The 15,784-nt window shown below is 53.5% G+C and carries 11 protein-coding genes; 1 reads left to right on the top strand and 10 read right to left on the bottom strand.

What is annotated here, in order from left to right; all coding sequences use genetic code 11:
• Nucleotides 1-40: 40 nt before the first annotated feature.
• On the bottom strand, nt 41-1,072 hold the full coding sequence (locus tag BN3911_RS00595) for a helix-turn-helix domain-containing protein (protein WP_066859915.1): 1,032 nt from the start codon (nt 1,070-1,072) through the stop codon (nt 41-43).
• 247 nt (nt 1,073-1,319) lie between these two features.
• Here BN3911_RS00595 and BN3911_RS00590 point away from each other — a divergent pair, with 247 nt between their 5' ends.
• Nucleotides 1,320-2,789, top strand: a complete 1,470-nt coding sequence (locus BN3911_RS00590; RefSeq protein WP_066859913.1) for a glycoside hydrolase family 30 protein — start codon at nt 1,320-1,322, stop codon at nt 2,787-2,789.
• Between the two features lie 262 nt (nt 2,790-3,051).
• On the opposite strand, the gene BN3911_RS00585 is transcribed toward BN3911_RS00590, so the two are convergent.
• The 9 genes from BN3911_RS00585 to BN3911_RS00545 form a co-directional block, all read right to left on the bottom strand.
• Nucleotides 3,052-3,954 carry an alpha-hydroxy acid oxidase gene (locus tag BN3911_RS00585; protein WP_066859910.1) on the bottom strand — a complete coding sequence of 301 codons (903 nt, stop codon included), beginning with the start codon at nt 3,952-3,954 and terminating at the stop codon, nt 3,052-3,054.
• Between the two features lie 3 nt (nt 3,955-3,957).
• Nucleotides 3,958-4,953: a mannonate dehydratase gene (locus tag BN3911_RS00580; protein WP_066859907.1), complete on the bottom strand. Its 996-nt coding sequence runs from the start codon at nt 4,951-4,953 to the stop codon at nt 3,958-3,960.
• Between the two features lie 199 nt (nt 4,954-5,152).
• Nucleotides 5,153-6,727, bottom strand: a complete 1,575-nt coding sequence (locus BN3911_RS00575) for an ABC transporter substrate-binding protein (RefSeq protein WP_066859904.1) — start codon at nt 6,725-6,727, stop codon at nt 5,153-5,155.
• Between the two features lie 371 nt (nt 6,728-7,098).
• On the bottom strand, nt 7,099-8,661 hold the full coding sequence (locus BN3911_RS00570; RefSeq protein ID WP_066859901.1) for an ABC transporter substrate-binding protein: 1,563 nt from the start codon (nt 8,659-8,661) through the stop codon (nt 7,099-7,101).
• 305 nt (nt 8,662-8,966) lie between these two features.
• Entirely contained in the window at nt 8,967-9,776 is an 810-nt protein-coding gene (locus tag BN3911_RS00565) for an AraC family transcriptional regulator (RefSeq protein ID WP_187127655.1), read from the bottom strand.
• 50 nt (nt 9,777-9,826) lie between these two features.
• Nucleotides 9,827-10,930 carry a cellulase family glycosylhydrolase gene (locus BN3911_RS00560; RefSeq protein WP_082941986.1) on the bottom strand — a complete coding sequence of 368 codons (1,104 nt, stop codon included), beginning with the start codon at nt 10,928-10,930 and terminating at the stop codon, nt 9,827-9,829.
• Nucleotides 10,931-10,963: 33 nt separating this feature from the next.
• Nucleotides 10,964-12,346 (bottom strand): glycoside hydrolase family 30 protein, encoded by a 1,383-nt coding sequence (locus BN3911_RS00555; RefSeq protein WP_066859892.1) that lies wholly within the window; start codon nt 12,344-12,346, stop codon nt 10,964-10,966.
• 64 nt (nt 12,347-12,410) lie between these two features.
• On the bottom strand, nt 12,411-13,649 hold the full coding sequence (locus BN3911_RS00550) for a uroporphyrinogen decarboxylase/cobalamine-independent methonine synthase family protein (protein ID WP_066859889.1): 1,239 nt from the start codon (nt 13,647-13,649) through the stop codon (nt 12,411-12,413).
• 39 nt (nt 13,650-13,688) lie between these two features.
• Complete coding sequence (locus tag BN3911_RS00545; protein ID WP_066859886.1) at nt 13,689-15,695, bottom strand: beta-galactosidase; 2,007 nt, start codon at nt 15,693-15,695, stop codon at nt 13,689-13,691.
• Nucleotides 15,696-15,784 lie beyond the last annotated feature (89 nt).

The following is a 15,784-nucleotide window of genomic DNA, read 5'->3' as shown; positions in this document are numbered from 1 at the left end:
ACTTCCCTCTCAACGTTCCAGGTTTGGAACAAGGGCGGCGCTAACTCGAGAGGGGTTGTCCCTCTCCGATGCGCCGCAGTTCTTCGCGGGAATAGGGCAGCTGCCAAAAGGGCTGAAACCGGTTCTGCAGCAGCAAATCCTTCTGCATACCCCGCAAGCCAGCCGATGCCTGTCTCTGTTTCCGGTATTCCCGGGGCGGCACTCCCACGAATTGACGGAAGGTCCGGTAAAAATTGCTCAGGCTGGTAAAGCCGCATTGTTCTGCAATTTCCGTCATGCTGCAGCCTTCCAGGTTTTCCATCAGCCCGCAGGCGGCGCTGACCCGGACAGAATTCAGGTACCGGGTCAGGCTCACTCCCATATGCTCTTGAAAAAGGCGGTAGATCGTGGGCTCACTGAAGCCAATCCTTTCCGCCAGGACACTGGCGGAAAGGGGGCTGTCGTATTCCTTGTGCACGATTTCTACACAGTGAATAAACCGGTCCAGCGGGCGGCCTGAAGCGTTTTCCGCACCGGGCTGGAAACTGTGCCTGGAAAGACACATCAAAATATGGTACAGCTCCTTATGATACTGATACCACTGTTCTTCCGAGTCCATGGCGCCGGCTCCCCACTGCTGGTAAAACGCGGGGTTTTTCCTCCAGCGCTTGTAATCCGCCGCGTCGGGGGTCAGCAAAGCTGCCAGCCGGGCGATTGCCGACCGGACTTCGCAAATATCCTTCTGGTCTTTCGGCAAGGCATTCTCTCCTACCGTGGAAAAGCCGTATCGGCTTCCTGCCGGAAGCCGCAGCAGCGACGGTTCCACCGAAAACACCAGCTGCAGTCCTCCCGGCAAGCCCTCTGTGAGCTCGTGGCTGAGACCGCAGTTGACGGCAACCAGGTCATTTTCCTTCAGCACGTAAGCCTCCCCCTGTATTCTCACCTGTACGCTTCCGTGGATGCAGCAGATGATTTCCAGGCTGTCGTGCCAGTGAAGCCGGTTGAATAGGATATTTCCCGCAATCACGTTCATCTTGAGTCCTGTGCGGTTCACGGTGCTGCCCACAATCTCATAATATCCGGAATGGCTCATGCGTCTCTCCTCCGTTTACATCCGAACACTCCTGCTTTTTTCCATATTGTCTTCACAATAGCAGAAAAATGGAAATTTAGCAAGAAAGTCCTTCTGATTTTGATAGAATCCTGGAAAAATGAGCCTGAATCAGGTAAGACAAAACCTATTTTATATGCTATGATAGGGGCACGAAAGGGAGCGCGTTATCCCCGTCCGCCGAGGGCTCCCAAACAACGATACAGCCCGCAAAGAAAGGAGAAAAAACATGCAGTGTGAACAGATTGTCACTTTTTCCGCCAACGGAAAAGCTTACCCGGAAACGACACGGATTCCGGTCACTCCGGAGGCCGACGAGCCAAGACATCTGGAATCCGGCGTCCTGAATCTTTATCCGGATATTACCTACCAAACCATCGAAGGATTCGGCGGCGCCATGACCGAAACCTCCGCCTATCTGCTTTCCCAAATGGACGAACAAACCCGAAAGTCCGCTCTGGAGGCATTCTTTGGAGAACAGGGCAGCCATGTCAAGTTTCTGAGAGTCCATATGGACAGCTGTGACTATTCCCTGGAGGAATACACAGCGGTAGAGGACCCGATAGCAGACCCGGACTTTGAAACATTTTCATTGAAACGGGACCAGAAATACATCCTCCCGGTTCTGAAGGAAGCCCTCGCCATGTCCAAAGAGCCGATTTCCGTGCTGCTGAGCCCTTGGTCTCCGCCTGCCTGCTGGAAGACTCCTCCGGAACGCCCGAAGAACGACGCTTCCGTCTACGGAGACCTTCCGGGCCATATGAAAAAGGAAATCGACTACGACACGCCCTCCCGCTGCAACGGCGGCAGCCTGAAGCCGGAATATTACGCCTCCTGGGCCAAATATCTGACAATATTTGTCAACGCTTATCTCCAGGAGGGCATACCCGTCACCATGATGTCCATCCAGAACGAATCCATCGCAGCCACCGATTGGGACAGCTGTGTCTGGACGGCGGAGGAGCAAAAGATTTTCCTGCGTGATTTCCTCTATCCGGCTTTTGAAGCTGCCGGACTCGCCGGGAAAGTGGGAATCTACATCTGGGATCACAACAAGGAAAGGGTTCTGGAATATGCTACAGACATCATCGACAGCGCCACTGATTCCATGATCGAAGGGCTGGCTTTCCACTGGTACTCCGGGGATCATTTCGAGGCGGTGGAGATGGCCGGCAGGAAATATCCCGGCAAGGTGCTGATGATGAGCGAGTGCTGCGGCCTGCACATGCCGGGCCGTGTAGGCTTTATGGGTTTCGGCGGCGGCGGGAAGACGCCGGAAACCGTGGAATATGAGGACGCCGTAGCCTATGCCCACGACATCATCGGCAACCTCAACGCGGGTATGAACCGCTGGATCGACTGGAACCTCTGCGTCGATAAAAACGGCGGTCCCCGCCATGTGCCCGGGGGATTCACCGCCTGTATGATCGTAAACGACGATTACAGCTACCGGACAAATCTGACCTACGACTACATTGGGCATTTCTCCAAATACATTCTGCCCGGGGCCATGCGGATCGGCTGTTCCCGGTGTGACGACAAGGTGGAGATGACTGCCGCCAAAAATCCGGACGGCTCCATCGCCGCAGTCGTGCTGAACAAGCAGGATGAGGATCAGAAATACGCTATTCGCATTCAGGGCCAGGTCATCCGGATCAAAGCGCCTGCCAGAACACTCAGCACTATCGTGATCCGCTGACAAACTTGGTTTATCCCGTTCTCCATTTCGGCAGTATATCACAAGCCAAAATGAGAACGACGCCTGAAGAAAGGAACGGACAGCGTCTTGTTCATAAGGACGCTGTCCGTTTTGCTCCCCCATAAAACAACGAAAACACCGGCCTCCGCATTTGTCACTGTCCGTATTACTGGACATACTCACATCTGCGGCTTTGCCGGTGTTCTTTTATTTTCTATTCTCAGCTGCTGAAGTCTCTTCCGTCATAGAGTATGCCGGAGCGTCAGCTGCTCCAGATCACGGAAGGATCAAAGGAGAACAGGTTCCTTGTTCCGGTACGCGCCATGGCCGTCGCCAATTCCCCCGTCATTTCATGGATGGCCTGCTCCACACCGGCAGCGCCGGAGACATGGAGGTACTCCATCATCTTTCTTCCAACCGAAACCGCCGACGCGCCCAAAGCCATTGCCTTGAACACATCCATTCCGCTGGAAATGCCGCAGTCCACAAAAACGGGAATCCTGCCGTTTACCTCTTTCAGGATATCCGGCAGAACGCGCAGGGGCGGCACAGCATAATCCTGGATGCCGTGATGGTGGGAAACCACAATGCCGCCGGCGCCAGCCGCCAGGCAGCGTCGGGCGTCCTGCACGCTGAGCACTCCTTTGACCACAAAGGGAAGGCTTGTGGCCGCACAATAGCACTGAAGCTGTTCCAACGACTTTGCCTCCATGGGATACCCCAGCACCGTGTCGAAGGCGCCGCCGCGCCCGAAGGCATGGTCGATATCCATACCCACCGCCAGGGCTCCGCAGGCCTCCGCATGGCGAAGCTTACGGAAGATCAGCGCCTCGTCCGCATAAGGCTTTACTATTTTTATGGTCTTCGCGCCGGTGGCCGTAATCGCCTCCAGCTCGGCTTCCTCTCCCATGCCTGCCCACATCACCGCATTTGCCGCTGCTGCTCCCCTTGCCATTTCCACCATGCCGTTAGGCCAGCAGCTGTCCAGATGGGACAAAGCCGCCATCATCACCGGCGTGGAAAAGGTGTGTCCGTAGAGCTCCAGCTCCGTACAGGGCAGCACGGAGTCTACCAGGCGTGTTTCCACCAGCAGGGAATCCAGATACTCCCGGGTGATGCGGTTGGAATCGCCGGGTCTCGCATCAGCCTTGTCTGTCTTTTCCATGGTTCAGCCTCCTTCTTGTCTCACAGCGTTCAGTTTTCGTGTTTCTTGCTCTGCGGCCTCCATCAATCCCTTGATATACCCCACCGCAAAGTAATTGCCCAGTACTCCATAACTCGGGTTGCCGTTGTCCTCGCCCAGCAGGGTGGGCACATGATCCGGACGGGCAACACCGGTAAACCCAATGTCGTAATAGGTTTTCATCGCCTCGTACATATCCGTTTTCCCATCGTCATGAAAGGTCTCCTGAAACCTTTCCCGGGTTCCCTGTACATCCCGAAAGTGTACGAAGAAAATCTTTTCCTTCCCAAAGCGCCGGATCGACGCAGGTATGTCTTCTCCCATGGTGGCAAAGCAGCCCTGGCAGAAGGTCATACCATTCATAGGGCTTTCCCGAAGGGAAAAAACACGCTTAAAAGCGTCCGCGCTGGTCAGGATTCTCGAAATCCCCTTGAGCGGGGATACCGGCGGATCATCCGGATGCAGCGCCAGCCTGACGCCGTACCGTTCGCATTCCGGCAGGATCTCCCGCAGAAAGCCCTCCAGCGTAGACCAGAGCCTGTCGGCGGAAATCTCTCCCGCATAAGTGCGCTCTGCGGAATCGGTATCCTCCAGGCGGAACCCCGTCACAGTAGCCCCTCCCCGGGCGGCCAGATTCATATGGGTACGGTACCAGCCCAGGACCGGCATCCAGTTATAGCATACCGTATCAATGCCCAGGGTTCCGCAGGCCGCAATAAACTCCTTGAATTGCGCCAGCTGCTCGTCCGCGCCGGGACGTCCCAATTTCACCTCGTCCAGAGCGGGAGGGCCCTCGATCACCGAAAGCTTCAGCCCAGCCTGTGCGTACTGCTTCTGGATAGCCTGCACGCTCTCCATCGTGTACGGCGCATACCCGTCCATTTCCCGCGAACCGGATATCACCTCGCAGAGCCCCAGCTGCTTTTGTACATTTACCTTCTCCTGATCATAGCCATGAAAATAAGCCAACCCCAGCTTCACCGAACCAACTCCTCTCCAACACATCCGGAACATTCCTCTGCAGGCTCATGCAAACACTATTTATAGACAGTAACATGGTAACATTTCTCTGCTTAAAGTACAAGCATTCTTCCGGAAGAGTAAAAAGAACTAAAGCGTGGCAGAGAATGCAGAAAGGAAGGACAGCTTTTTTTCGCTGTCCTTCCAGCTTGTTACAATTTTATGCTAAGGAAGCAATATATTCCTCCAGCTGTCCCTGAATCACTTCACGGACCTTTTCTATCCCTGCTGCTTCCATTTTTGCCTGGTAATCCTTCAAGCCGGATTCTGCATCGGTATAACCCAGTTCCAACGGCCACCAGTACTGTTGATGTACGTTCTGGCAGGCAGCATACTCAGTCTCGATAGAAGAAGTGTTGATGGCGAAACCGGCATATTTTGCTCCGCCTTCCCCATTTTTCTCCTTGATGTACTCATCAAATCCATCCTTGAAGGTCTTCAGGTCCGCCGGCGCTCCGTAGGAATCCAGGTTGAATTCCGTTGTCCGGGCCGCCCAGCAGGCTGAAAACGCGTAGTTGTCAGCATCCAGGTTTTTGATCTGGCCGTCAATGATCTCATAAGAGGTATCCTCGATGCCATAATAGAAAGCGCGGAAAGCCTCTTCGTCATTGGTGATCAGATCGTAAAGCGCCAAAGCCCGTTCAGGATTCTCCGAAGTGTTGGAGATGACCACTGTATCCTGGGTAAAGGGCATGTTGTAAACATCCTTGACAAAGTTTGCATATTTGACGCCCCAGTCCGGGTGGTCAATGTAATTCCCGGAATAGCTGTCAATGTTGTGAATGGTAGATGCCGCAATTCCATTTTTGAACTTCTGAGAATCCGTATCTGACAGGGCGGATTTCGTAAAGTAGCCCGCCTCATTCCAACGGTTCATCATTTCCAGGAAATCAGGGGTCTTTTCATATTCATAATAGGTAAAAATTTTAGGGTCTGTCTCGTTGGGGTCGATAAACAGGAAATCATTGGTGGCTCCCTTCACCGCATACATCCCCTGCTCCCGCATGTACATATCGTCCACTTCCGAACCGGACTGCATGACATTGTAGGGTTCAAACTGCGGAGCCGTCTTTTTGACGTACCCCAGATAGGCCTCAAAATCTGCGAGATTTTCCATTTTTCCGTCCCAATCCGTGCCCTCCAGAATGTCGGTGCGGTAAATGGGGCCATAGGCGGAATAGGTGGCAAGCAGGGTGGGAATGCAGTAGTAATGACCTTCCACAGTAGCCTGCCGCAGAGCAGCTTCCGACTGGCGCTCAAAGTTCTTCGGCGCATACTTGGGCCAGAGCTCATCCAGGCTCATAAAAGCTCCTTTCTGGGCCAGAGAGGCAAAATTCAACCAGGTAGCCGCGTAAGCCATGTCAAATTTCTCGCCGGAAGAGAACAGCAGCGGATATTTATTGGGATACTCCGCCCAACCGATCCAGTTTACCTTCAGCGTACAATTGAGCTTTTCCTTAAACAGCTTGTTGAAATTTTCATCAATTTCATCCTGCTTTGCAGGACGGTCGCTGACTACATACATCACGATTTCAACTTCCTTGGACGTGTCCAGATCGCCCGTTTCAACAGGTGTGGATTCCGCGCCTGCCGCAGAGGATTCTTCCGCCTTGGAAGCAGGCGATTGCGCCGGGGAAGAGCTGCTCTCCTTCTTGCCGTCCCCACATCCGGCGAAAACGCTTGCCAGCAAAGCGATTGCCAGCAGAAGGGACGTCAGTTTGACTGGTTTTTTCATAACAATACCTCCCTAAAAAATTAAGAGTACAAGGACGCCGTCTTCTCTTCTTTTAGAGAAAGTCCGTCAGCCGGCTCTCCCTTTTCAAAAAATCACGTACGCCCTTTCCTCTGTTATCTTACTATGAGGGAGCTTTCCTTAGAAACAAGAAAAAACTACGATTTCAAGGAATAACTTAATGATTTTAGATGTATTCCACTATATTTCATATTAATTTATTACAATTATGTTAGAAATATTGAGTTGCTCCTGCAATTTTAGGGATAGTGAAGTGATCTTGGACATAAGACCGGAAAGGTCAACAACAAAAAAGGACCGCAGCCTCGGGAGAATCTTCTCCCTTGGCAGCAGTCCTTTTTCCAAAGCAGTTATTATTTCAGGGAAGCAAGATATTCGTCCAGCTGTCTCTGGAACTCCTCGCGCACCTTCTCGATGCCCGCAGCTTCCATCTTCGACTGATAATCCTTCAGGCCGCTTTCGATATCCACATAGGCCAGCTCCAGAGGCCACCAGTACTGCTGAATCACGTTCTGCACCGCAGCATACTCAGTCTCGATGGAGGAGGTGTCAAGGGAGAAGCCCTGAAGCTTCTGGCTGCCCTCTCCGTCCATCTCCTTGATGTGCTCGTCAAAGCCTTCCTTCAAGGTCTTCAGATCAGCGGGAGCGCCGTAGGAATCCAGGTTAAACTCCGTGGTGCGCGCCGCCCAGCAGGCAGAGAAGCCATAGTTGTCCGCATCCAGATTTTTCACCTGGCCGTCGATGATCTCGTAGGTAGTGCCCTCGATGCCATAATAGAAGGCGCGGAAAGCCTCCTCATCGCTGGTGATCAGGTCGTACAGCGCCAGCGCACGCTCGGGATTATCCGAGGTGTTGGAAATGACCAGAGCGTCCTGAGTAAAGGGCAGGTTCGACACGTCCGTGATAAAGTTGGCATACTTGATGCCCCAATCGGGATGATCAATGTACTCGCCGGAATAGGCGTCGATATTATGGACGCGGCTGGCAGACTTACCGCTCTTAAACTTCTGGGAATCCGTATCGGAAAGGGCGGACTTGGTGAAATAACCAGCCTCGTTCCAGCGCTTCATCATCTCCAGGAATTCAGGGGTTTTTTCATATTCATACCAGGTGAAGAACTGCGGGTTTTCCTCGGCGGGATCCACCCACAGGAAGGTGTTGCCCTTGGGGCCAAAGAAGCCCTGCTCCATCATCCATACGTCATCCACTTCAGAACCTGCCTGATAAACGTCCCAAGGCTCGTATTCGGGAGCGTACTGTTTGATATAGCTGAGATAGGTCTCATAATCAGCCAGATTATCCATCTTTCCGTCCCAATCCGTGTCCTTCAGGAGATCGGTGCGGTAGATGGGCCCAAAAGCGGAATAGGTGGCAAGCAGGGTGGGAATGCAGTAATAGTGATCTCCCACGGTAGCCTGGGTCAACGCAGTCTCGGACTGACGCTCGAAGTTTTTCGGCGCATATTTGGGCCAAAGTTCATCCAGAGCCTTAAAAGCGCCCTTCTGTGCCAAAGAGGAGTAATTCAGCCAAGTGGCAGTATAGGCCATGTCGAATTTCTCACCGGAAGAAAACAGCAGCGGGTACTTATTGGCATATTCCGCCCAGCCGATCCAGTTGACTTTCAGCGTGCAGTTGAGCTTTTCCTTGAACAGCTCATTAAAATTGGCGTCCATATCATCCTGCTTTGCAGGGCGGTCGCTGACCACATACATGACAAGCTCTACTTCCTTAGATGTATCCAGATCATTTCCGCCCTCTGCGGTAGAACTCTCTGAAACGTCTGTTGACGCGTTGCTGCTCTTGGAATCTCCGCCTTTGGACGCTGTTGATGACGAATTGTCACCACAGGCCGCAAAGGTGCTCACGACCAGGGCCAGGGCCAGCAGCAGGGATGCCAGTCTGACAGTTTTTTTCATTTCCTCGTACCTCCAAAAATAGTTTGGTATGCCGCCTTTCACAACGTATGAAGCATTACGAAAGCGCCTCCTCACTATACTATAAAAAGCAGCTGGGACGGAATAGAACAAAACTACGATTTCAGGGAATAAATTAAGCGTTTTAACCGTATTCTCTTCAGTTGATGTTACAATTTTGATACATTTACAAAATTTACTATACGAAAAAAGGACGGCTCAAAGGAGCCGTCCCAATAAGGATGTATGACACTAAAACTGACAGGGGAGAGCACACAAAACGACTGTGAATCTCCCTCTCTCCAATATTACGTCCCTATCACACCGGGCTGAAGAACCGCTCTTATTTGATCCCGGTATTGTCCGGGAGTCACTCCGTATTGTTCATGAAATACCCGGTGAAAGGTCTTAACACTGGAAAAGCCGGACTGTACTGATACTGCAGAAATGGATAAGTTGGTATTTTCCAGAAGCTGTTCTGCCTGATTCAGGCGGAGCTTCAGCACATATTGATGAAAGGTCGTCCCTGTCTGGCGTTTAAACAAGCCTGACAGATAGGTCTCATTAAAGCCCAGGGCCTCCGCACAGTCCTTCAGCGTCAGGCTGGAGAGATCGTGTTCAGAGAGATAAGACAGCACCCGTTTCAGCGAGTCATCCTGGGAGGAACGCCGTTTTTCAGGCGTCTCAAGGGGCAGCAGCCGTATGGCGGCTACCGCCAGCAGCATCAGCTGGGCGTATACCCCTTCCCTCCAGCCCGGCTCCCGCTGACGATATTCCCTCTCTATCACGGCAATACTTTTTTCGACAGCCTCTCTGCCCTCTCTGCCCCACTGGCTGCTGTGCCTCCTTATTCTGGAGAAACAGGCGCCGTCCACAGCAAAGGCACTTTTGGAAAAGAGCAGGGAAGGATGAAAGCTCAACACCAAACGCTTTGCCTCCCGTTCCGAGGGGAACAGGCAATGATTCTGCCTTGGGCCAATAATCAGGATATCCCCCTCTTTCAGCCGGTAGGGGTGTTCCAGAACGCCGACGACGGTCTCCCGCTCCAGGCCGCAGAGGATTTCAATCTCGTCGTGCCAGTGATAGAGACAAGGCTGTGCCCCGTTCCTTTCAGCCAAAAGCAGAGGAAACTCCCGGTCCAGGGCGTTCCTTTCAAAAACCGGCTCTGTCATCTTCCGGTAGTCAAATTCTGTGGGAGCCAGCCGCGTTCAATGCATTTGCGCAAATCCCACCCAGCCGGATCGGAAATCAGCTTATAGCTCCAGAAGAAATAACCGGAACAGTCCTCCCACACCGCCAGCTGGGCGTCGCCCACCAGCCGGAAAAACAGTTCCTCCTGCAGGGGGGTGCGTTCCCGTTTGGACTGGGAATCATGACAGAGACACCATTCGCCTACGATCACCGGATGGACCTGTTCCATCAATTTGAGCTTTTCCGCATGGTCATGGAAAATTGTCCGCATAAAGTCCAACTCTTCCAGATTGCTGCCCAAATCCATGCCCAAGTACCAGTGGGCGTCCAGCACCACATTCTTGTATTCTGGTTCCGTCATAAAGTTGAACCAGGCGTCAAAGCGGAAGCCATCGTGAAATACCACCGCCTTCGATTCCTCCATATGCCTGCGCAGTACCTCATAGCCCCGCTTATAAAAGTCCTGCAGAACAGAAAGCGGCACAAAATCGGAGCCTGTCGCCCGCTGTGGGTCATGAGGCAGGTACCTGTCCTGAATGTGGTGCCAAAGCTGCTCTGAAATGGGTTCATTGAGCAGTTCAATGCCCCATAACCCCTCCCGTTTTCCGTACCGCTCTGCCAGCTTTTCCAGCACCAGCAGAACTCTGTCGATCCGTTCCGGAGACTGAGCCCATTTGCAGACGCCGCAGATGCCGCCGTTGTCAAAGCCGTTCTGGCTTTCCGGCGCAGTATGCAGGTCTACCAGAATCTGCAGGCCTGTCTCCTCCGCCCAGTCGAAGGCCCGGTCCAGATATTCAATGCAGGGCACATAGGGGTCGCAATATGCCGGGTCGTCCCCAAAGATGAAATGGGGTACCGGAATACGCACCATATTCATACCGTGTTCCCTCACATAGAGGAAATCGTCCTTTGTGATATAGGTATCCCGATGTTCTGTCAGCCGCCTTACCAGTTCCTCCCGGGGGAGCTGCCGGCAGAGTTCGTCCTCATCCTCCGCCGTGGTGCCCGCAAACAGTTCCGGGTGCATCCATTTTTCCAGCACCAACCAGTTTCCGAAATTGACGCCTCTGATTTTCTCCACTAAAACCATCTCTCCTTCTGATTTCTCTGTAAGTTAAAAAAGCAGGGTCTGAATGCTGTGGGCCTTCAAAGTCAGATCCGCCAGCTCCCCATGATACCGCAGAGTGACCTGCCGGTCTTCTTCCCAGCGGTTCAGCACCACAACTGCGATGCTGCCGTCCGGATTGAGAAACGCGCCGGCCTCCAGGCTCGTGTCAAAAATGCTGTAGCCAATTCTTCTGGCGCCCCGCTTTATAAATTTGCTGAAATGCCCCAGATAATAATAAGATGAGGTCACCGTCAGTTCTCCCGTCGTACGGTCGATCATAACCGGGGACGCCCCCACCCAGATCTCAGCCGGATCTTTGCCGGATTCCCTCTGCTCGTCCAGCCAATGGCTGGGGCCTCCGTCCTCGTTGAGAAACATGTTCCAATCCACCCAGGCTCCCGCCCAGTGGTTCAGGTCCCCCAGGATGTCATGGGCATAATGTTCTCCCGCCCCATAGACCTCTTTGGCATGGCCGGTGCATTGCTCGGAAGCCACAAAGAATTTTTCAGGAAACAGGTCATGCGCCACATCCAGCGCGGTAAAATGGTCGCCGGAATACCAGTGCACGGCTACGCCGTCAAAAGCGTCCCGCGCTCTTTGATTGCAAAGGATATCCAGGCTCCGGTCCACCACACGCTCCTTGTTGTGATCCCAAAACATCACCTTCCGGTCCCCCACACCCATCTGTTCATAGATGGGCTTCAGGTAACCGGTGACAAAATCCCGTTCCTCTCCCGCCTCATATTGGCAGGATTCCCATCCCTGTCTGGCCTTGGCTTCATTCTGCACAGTGACGCCCCAGATTTTCACGCCTTCCTTCTCATACTCCTGGAGATACCGGGCTGTGTAGCGGGCCCACACTTCCTTGCAGTCTTTCCTGAGAGAGCCGCCCTGATTCATCGTTCCATTGGTTTTCATCCAGGCAGGCGGGCTCCAGGGGCTGGAGAAAATCAGCAGATCCTCTGCTTTATCCTGCGCAGCCCTGATCATGGGCAACACCGATTCCCGGTCATGGGCGATGGTAAAATCCTTCAGCGCAAAGTCTTCCGGCGTATCGTCATAGGAATAAAAATCTTCGGAAAAGTCACAGCTGTTGATGGTGGCGCGGCAGAAATTGTAGCCGATCCCCTTCTCCTTGTCGAAATAGAGTTCCAGAACCTTCTGCCTCTGTTCCTCCGAAACCTTTTGGTAATTGAGGGTGGAGGATTCGGTAAAAGCCCCGCCGAAGCCCAGAATTTCCTGATATTGTACCTGATCGTACACATTGAGGATATGACCCTCCTGTCCGTCGGTTCCAGGCTTATCAGGGCGGAATTCCAGCGCCTCCCGCTCCTGCAGCATCTTTCCTGCCCGCATGTCCGTTTCAATGACTCTTATTTTTCTGCTCATTTCCAATACAAACCTCCAACTCATATTTTAAGCCCAACAGGGAAACCATAGCTTCCCCGCTGCCTTACGGCTGATAGCATTCTGCCATGACCTCCCGGATGAGTTGCACATAACGCTTTACCTTCCCAACATCATGGTTAATCGTATACACATCCCGCTGAATCAGCTCCAGGCTGCAGCCGGAGGCTGCGCGGGCAGTCCTGCGGAAATGTTTCCGGACCTCTTCTTCTTCCAATATGGTCCCCACCCCCAGAAAATTGGGGCTGGGTTTTCTCAGATAAGCGATTTGAGCGCCGCGCAGCTGCTCCCCCATAAACTCCTCGTCACACCAGGGGGAGACGGAGACCTTGCGCAGGTTCGGCAGCGTTTTCAGATCCTCCCAAACCGGGTGGACCGGCTCACAGCAGCCATAGGAAAGCTTTCCGTAACAGGAGGCTATCTGCCTGTAGCACGGAAAGATAAAGTCATGGAACATCTCCGGAGAGATACTCACCGTCTCCTGGGAGTCCAGGAATCCCCATACATCCCGGGTGGCGAGCTGGCCCGAGCGGAGCAGCTCCTCTGTAAAGCACAGCGATCCCTGGGCTACCTTTTCAAAGCCTGCAGTGGGCAGCAGGCAGCCCTCCTTTTCCAGCATGTGGAAATAGGCAAGGTAATCCTCTGCCAGCCGGTCCATCATTTCCCGGAATTCCTCCGGATAGTCTGCCAGTGCAAAGCACATGTTTTCCATCCCCATCAGATGGACCACATCCTGCGTGGGCACCGCATAGAGTCCGTTCATCGTGCGGCGCACCGGCAAAATATCGCCGAACATCTCCTGCGCAAAGCGTTCCTTCCGCTGATAGAACGCCCCATCGAATCCAAACTCCGATGGTGTCAGCTTTTCAAAATCCTCGTGCAGATCCGCCAATACATAATGAAATCTGTGACCCAGCCTGTTTCCGGCCGAATCTGCCGCCGTAGTACGGGTAATCTCGTATCCAAAAGGACGGAACCAGCCGCTCTGCTCCACCGGAAAATAGTCCGGAACCACCCAGTCGTCGTCGAAGAGCTCCAAATTCAAAAAGTTCCGGTACAGTTCCCGTTCCGCCGCCCGTGCCTCCTCCCCCTCACAGCGCAGCAGAGAAGGAAGGATTTCCTGTTCGAAGGTATCGATTTCAACATGGACGACCGGAGCGCTGGGCTGAAAGGCGTTATGCGCCTTCCAAAGTAAAATCCGCTCCTGGTTTTTTATGGATTGAGATATTTCCAACTGCCGCTTCGCCAGCTCCCGCAAAATCGTGCGGTCCTGTTCCCGGCTCATGTGCGTTCCCTTCTTTCCTCTCAATACCGGCCTGTCTTTTCAGCCCTCTTCAATCACCTTGAATCCCCAGGGTTCCAGCTCCAGCTCCGAACCATGAGCGATCAGATCTCCGGAAATCAGTTCCACACCGTGGCCATGGAAATACTCCTGCTTTCTCGGCTCCATGGAATAATTGAAATAGAATCGCACCGTCTTACCCAAACCGTTTACCCCGCTTTTGACAATCACAGGGAACTCTGCCTTTTGTTCCGTTCCCCACAGTCCGGCCCGGGCCAGACGCCTGCGCAGAAAAGCCTTCAAATAGGCTTTCGTGGGCATACAGCCCACATAGGCTGCCGACCCCTTCCCATAGGCGTTTTCCGTGATGGCGGCATAGCGGCCCCAGAAGGGGTGGCCGTACCTTGCAAATACATTGGCAGTGGTGGGGGTGAGCAGCTCCATCCAGGTGGAAACCTGCCGGTCCGCACCGGCCACCGGCAATTCATCCCCCACAAGGGCGACATTGCGGGGCTCTGTAAACTCATCATAGCTCACGCCGAAGCACTCTGTCAGAAGATGCGGCTGGCGCTCATGAGCCACAGTGAGATACTCATTAGAAAATCCTGTCTTGAAAGTGGCCAGCAAATGTCCGCCATTTTTCACATAGCCAGCAAGAGACTGCAGCAGGGAATCCAGCGCGCTGTACAGCGCCGGAACCGCGATGAAATCATACTCGCCCAGCCTTTCCTCATCCTGGGGAAACAGGATATCGCACTCTACATTGAGCTCATAGAGGGCATCGTAAATCAGACGTACCACATCGTTGTATTTTGTTTTTCCGTCCGGCAGGCGGAAAAGCTCCAATCCGGTCAGGGCTTCATTGCTCACCAGCATTGCCACCCGGTTTTTCTTTTTCAGATTCACCAAATGCTCGCTCAGCCGGTCAAAATCCGCCCCAATGGTGCAGGCTTCCCGATAGGGAGCATTGGGCTGCAGGTCGTGGCTGAGCAGCCCCTTCCAATAGGTTTCGCAGGCATTGTGAATGGAATGCCAATGCCAGTACATCACCGCGTTGGCGCCGGACGCCACATGGCTGAAAGCCTGCATGCGCAGCTGCCCATCAAAGGGCGTCCAGTTCACATGCCCCTGGGCCTCGGTTTCGATGACCAGGTAATTATCCTGCTTGAGGCTGCGGGACACATCTCCGCCAAAGGAGATTTCCGCGCCGGTGAGCAGGTCCTGGGTGGGATGATAGATATCGCAGCCGGCAATGGTAACCGCCTCTGCCGCGGCTTTATGGTCCACATCCGGTTGTATGCCGTAGGAATAGCCCCGCCATTCATAATCGAAGTTATGGGTGATAAACTGTCCTTCCTTCAGGTATTCCCGAACCAGCTCCGACTGCCACGCAAGATACTCCGTGACCAGCTCTCTGCGGAATTTCTCAAATTCTGCCCGGAAGCTGCCGTTGATGCTGCCCGTCACATCCGGAACATTTTCCCAGCTGTCGACGCGGTTGCTCCAATAGTTGAACCCAAACTCCCTGTTCAACTCTTCCACCGTGCCGAATTTTTCCCGCAGGTACCGCACAAAACGCTTCTGTACATTGGGTCCCGCCGTGTGGTAATGCTTGGTTTCGTTATCCAGCTGAAACCCGATGACATTGCCGTACTCCTGTACGCATTCCATCAGCTTCCGGATGACCCTCTCCGCATGGTAGAGATACACAGGGCTGGTGATGTCCATATTCTGCCGGGCACCGTATTTTCCCGCTCCGCGTTCCGTTACGGCGATGATTTCAGGGTGGGCTGCCGCCAACCAGGGCGGCACCGCGTAAGTGGGCGTACCCACAATTACGGAAATCCCCGCTTCCTGCGCGGCCTCCAGCGCCCTGCGCACATGGGTGAAATCGAACACCCCGTCTTCAGGTTCTTCCGTGGCCCAGGTGGATTCCGCAATACGGATGACATTGATGCCCGCCTCCCGCATCATCTCCATATCCTTCCGCAGCCGTTCCTCCGGCATGTACTCGTCATAGTACGCTACTCCATAAAGCAAACGATCCATTGTAACCATCTTCCTTTCTCTGTCAGCAAGCGTCCTTGAGTTACCCTGCGCAGCATCTGTGCCCTGCGAACAGGTACGCCGCACTGTCC

Origin of the sequence: Neglectibacter timonensis (assembly GCF_900048895.1) — a bacterium.
Taxonomy (GTDB): Bacteria; Bacillota; Clostridia; order Oscillospirales; family Acutalibacteraceae; genus Acutalibacter; species Acutalibacter timonensis.
This window is presented reverse-complemented; position numbering and strand designations above follow the sequence as displayed.

Coding starts and splice junctions, on each gene's coding strand:
- BN3911_RS00585 (WP_066859910.1), bottom strand. CDS start 3,954: ATGGAAAAGACAGACAAGGCTGATGCGAGACCCGGCGATTCCAACCGC.
- BN3911_RS00550 (WP_066859889.1), bottom strand. CDS start 13,649: ATGAGCCGGGAACAGGACCGCACGATTTTGCGGGAGCTGGCGAAGCGG.
- BN3911_RS00595 (WP_066859915.1), bottom strand. CDS start 1,072: ATGAGCCATTCCGGATATTATGAGATTGTGGGCAGCACCGTGAACCGC.
- BN3911_RS00590 (WP_066859913.1), top strand. CDS start 1,320: ATGCAGTGTGAACAGATTGTCACTTTTTCCGCCAACGGAAAAGCTTAC.
- BN3911_RS00555 (WP_066859892.1), bottom strand. CDS start 12,346: ATGAGCAGAAAAATAAGAGTCATTGAAACGGACATGCGGGCAGGAAAG.
- BN3911_RS00575 (WP_066859904.1), bottom strand. CDS start 6,727: ATGAAAAAACCAGTCAAACTGACGTCCCTTCTGCTGGCAATCGCTTTG.
- BN3911_RS00545 (WP_066859886.1), bottom strand. CDS start 15,695: ATGGATCGTTTGCTTTATGGAGTAGCGTACTATGACGAGTACATGCCG.
- BN3911_RS00570 (WP_066859901.1), bottom strand. CDS start 8,661: ATGAAAAAAACTGTCAGACTGGCATCCCTGCTGCTGGCCCTGGCCCTG.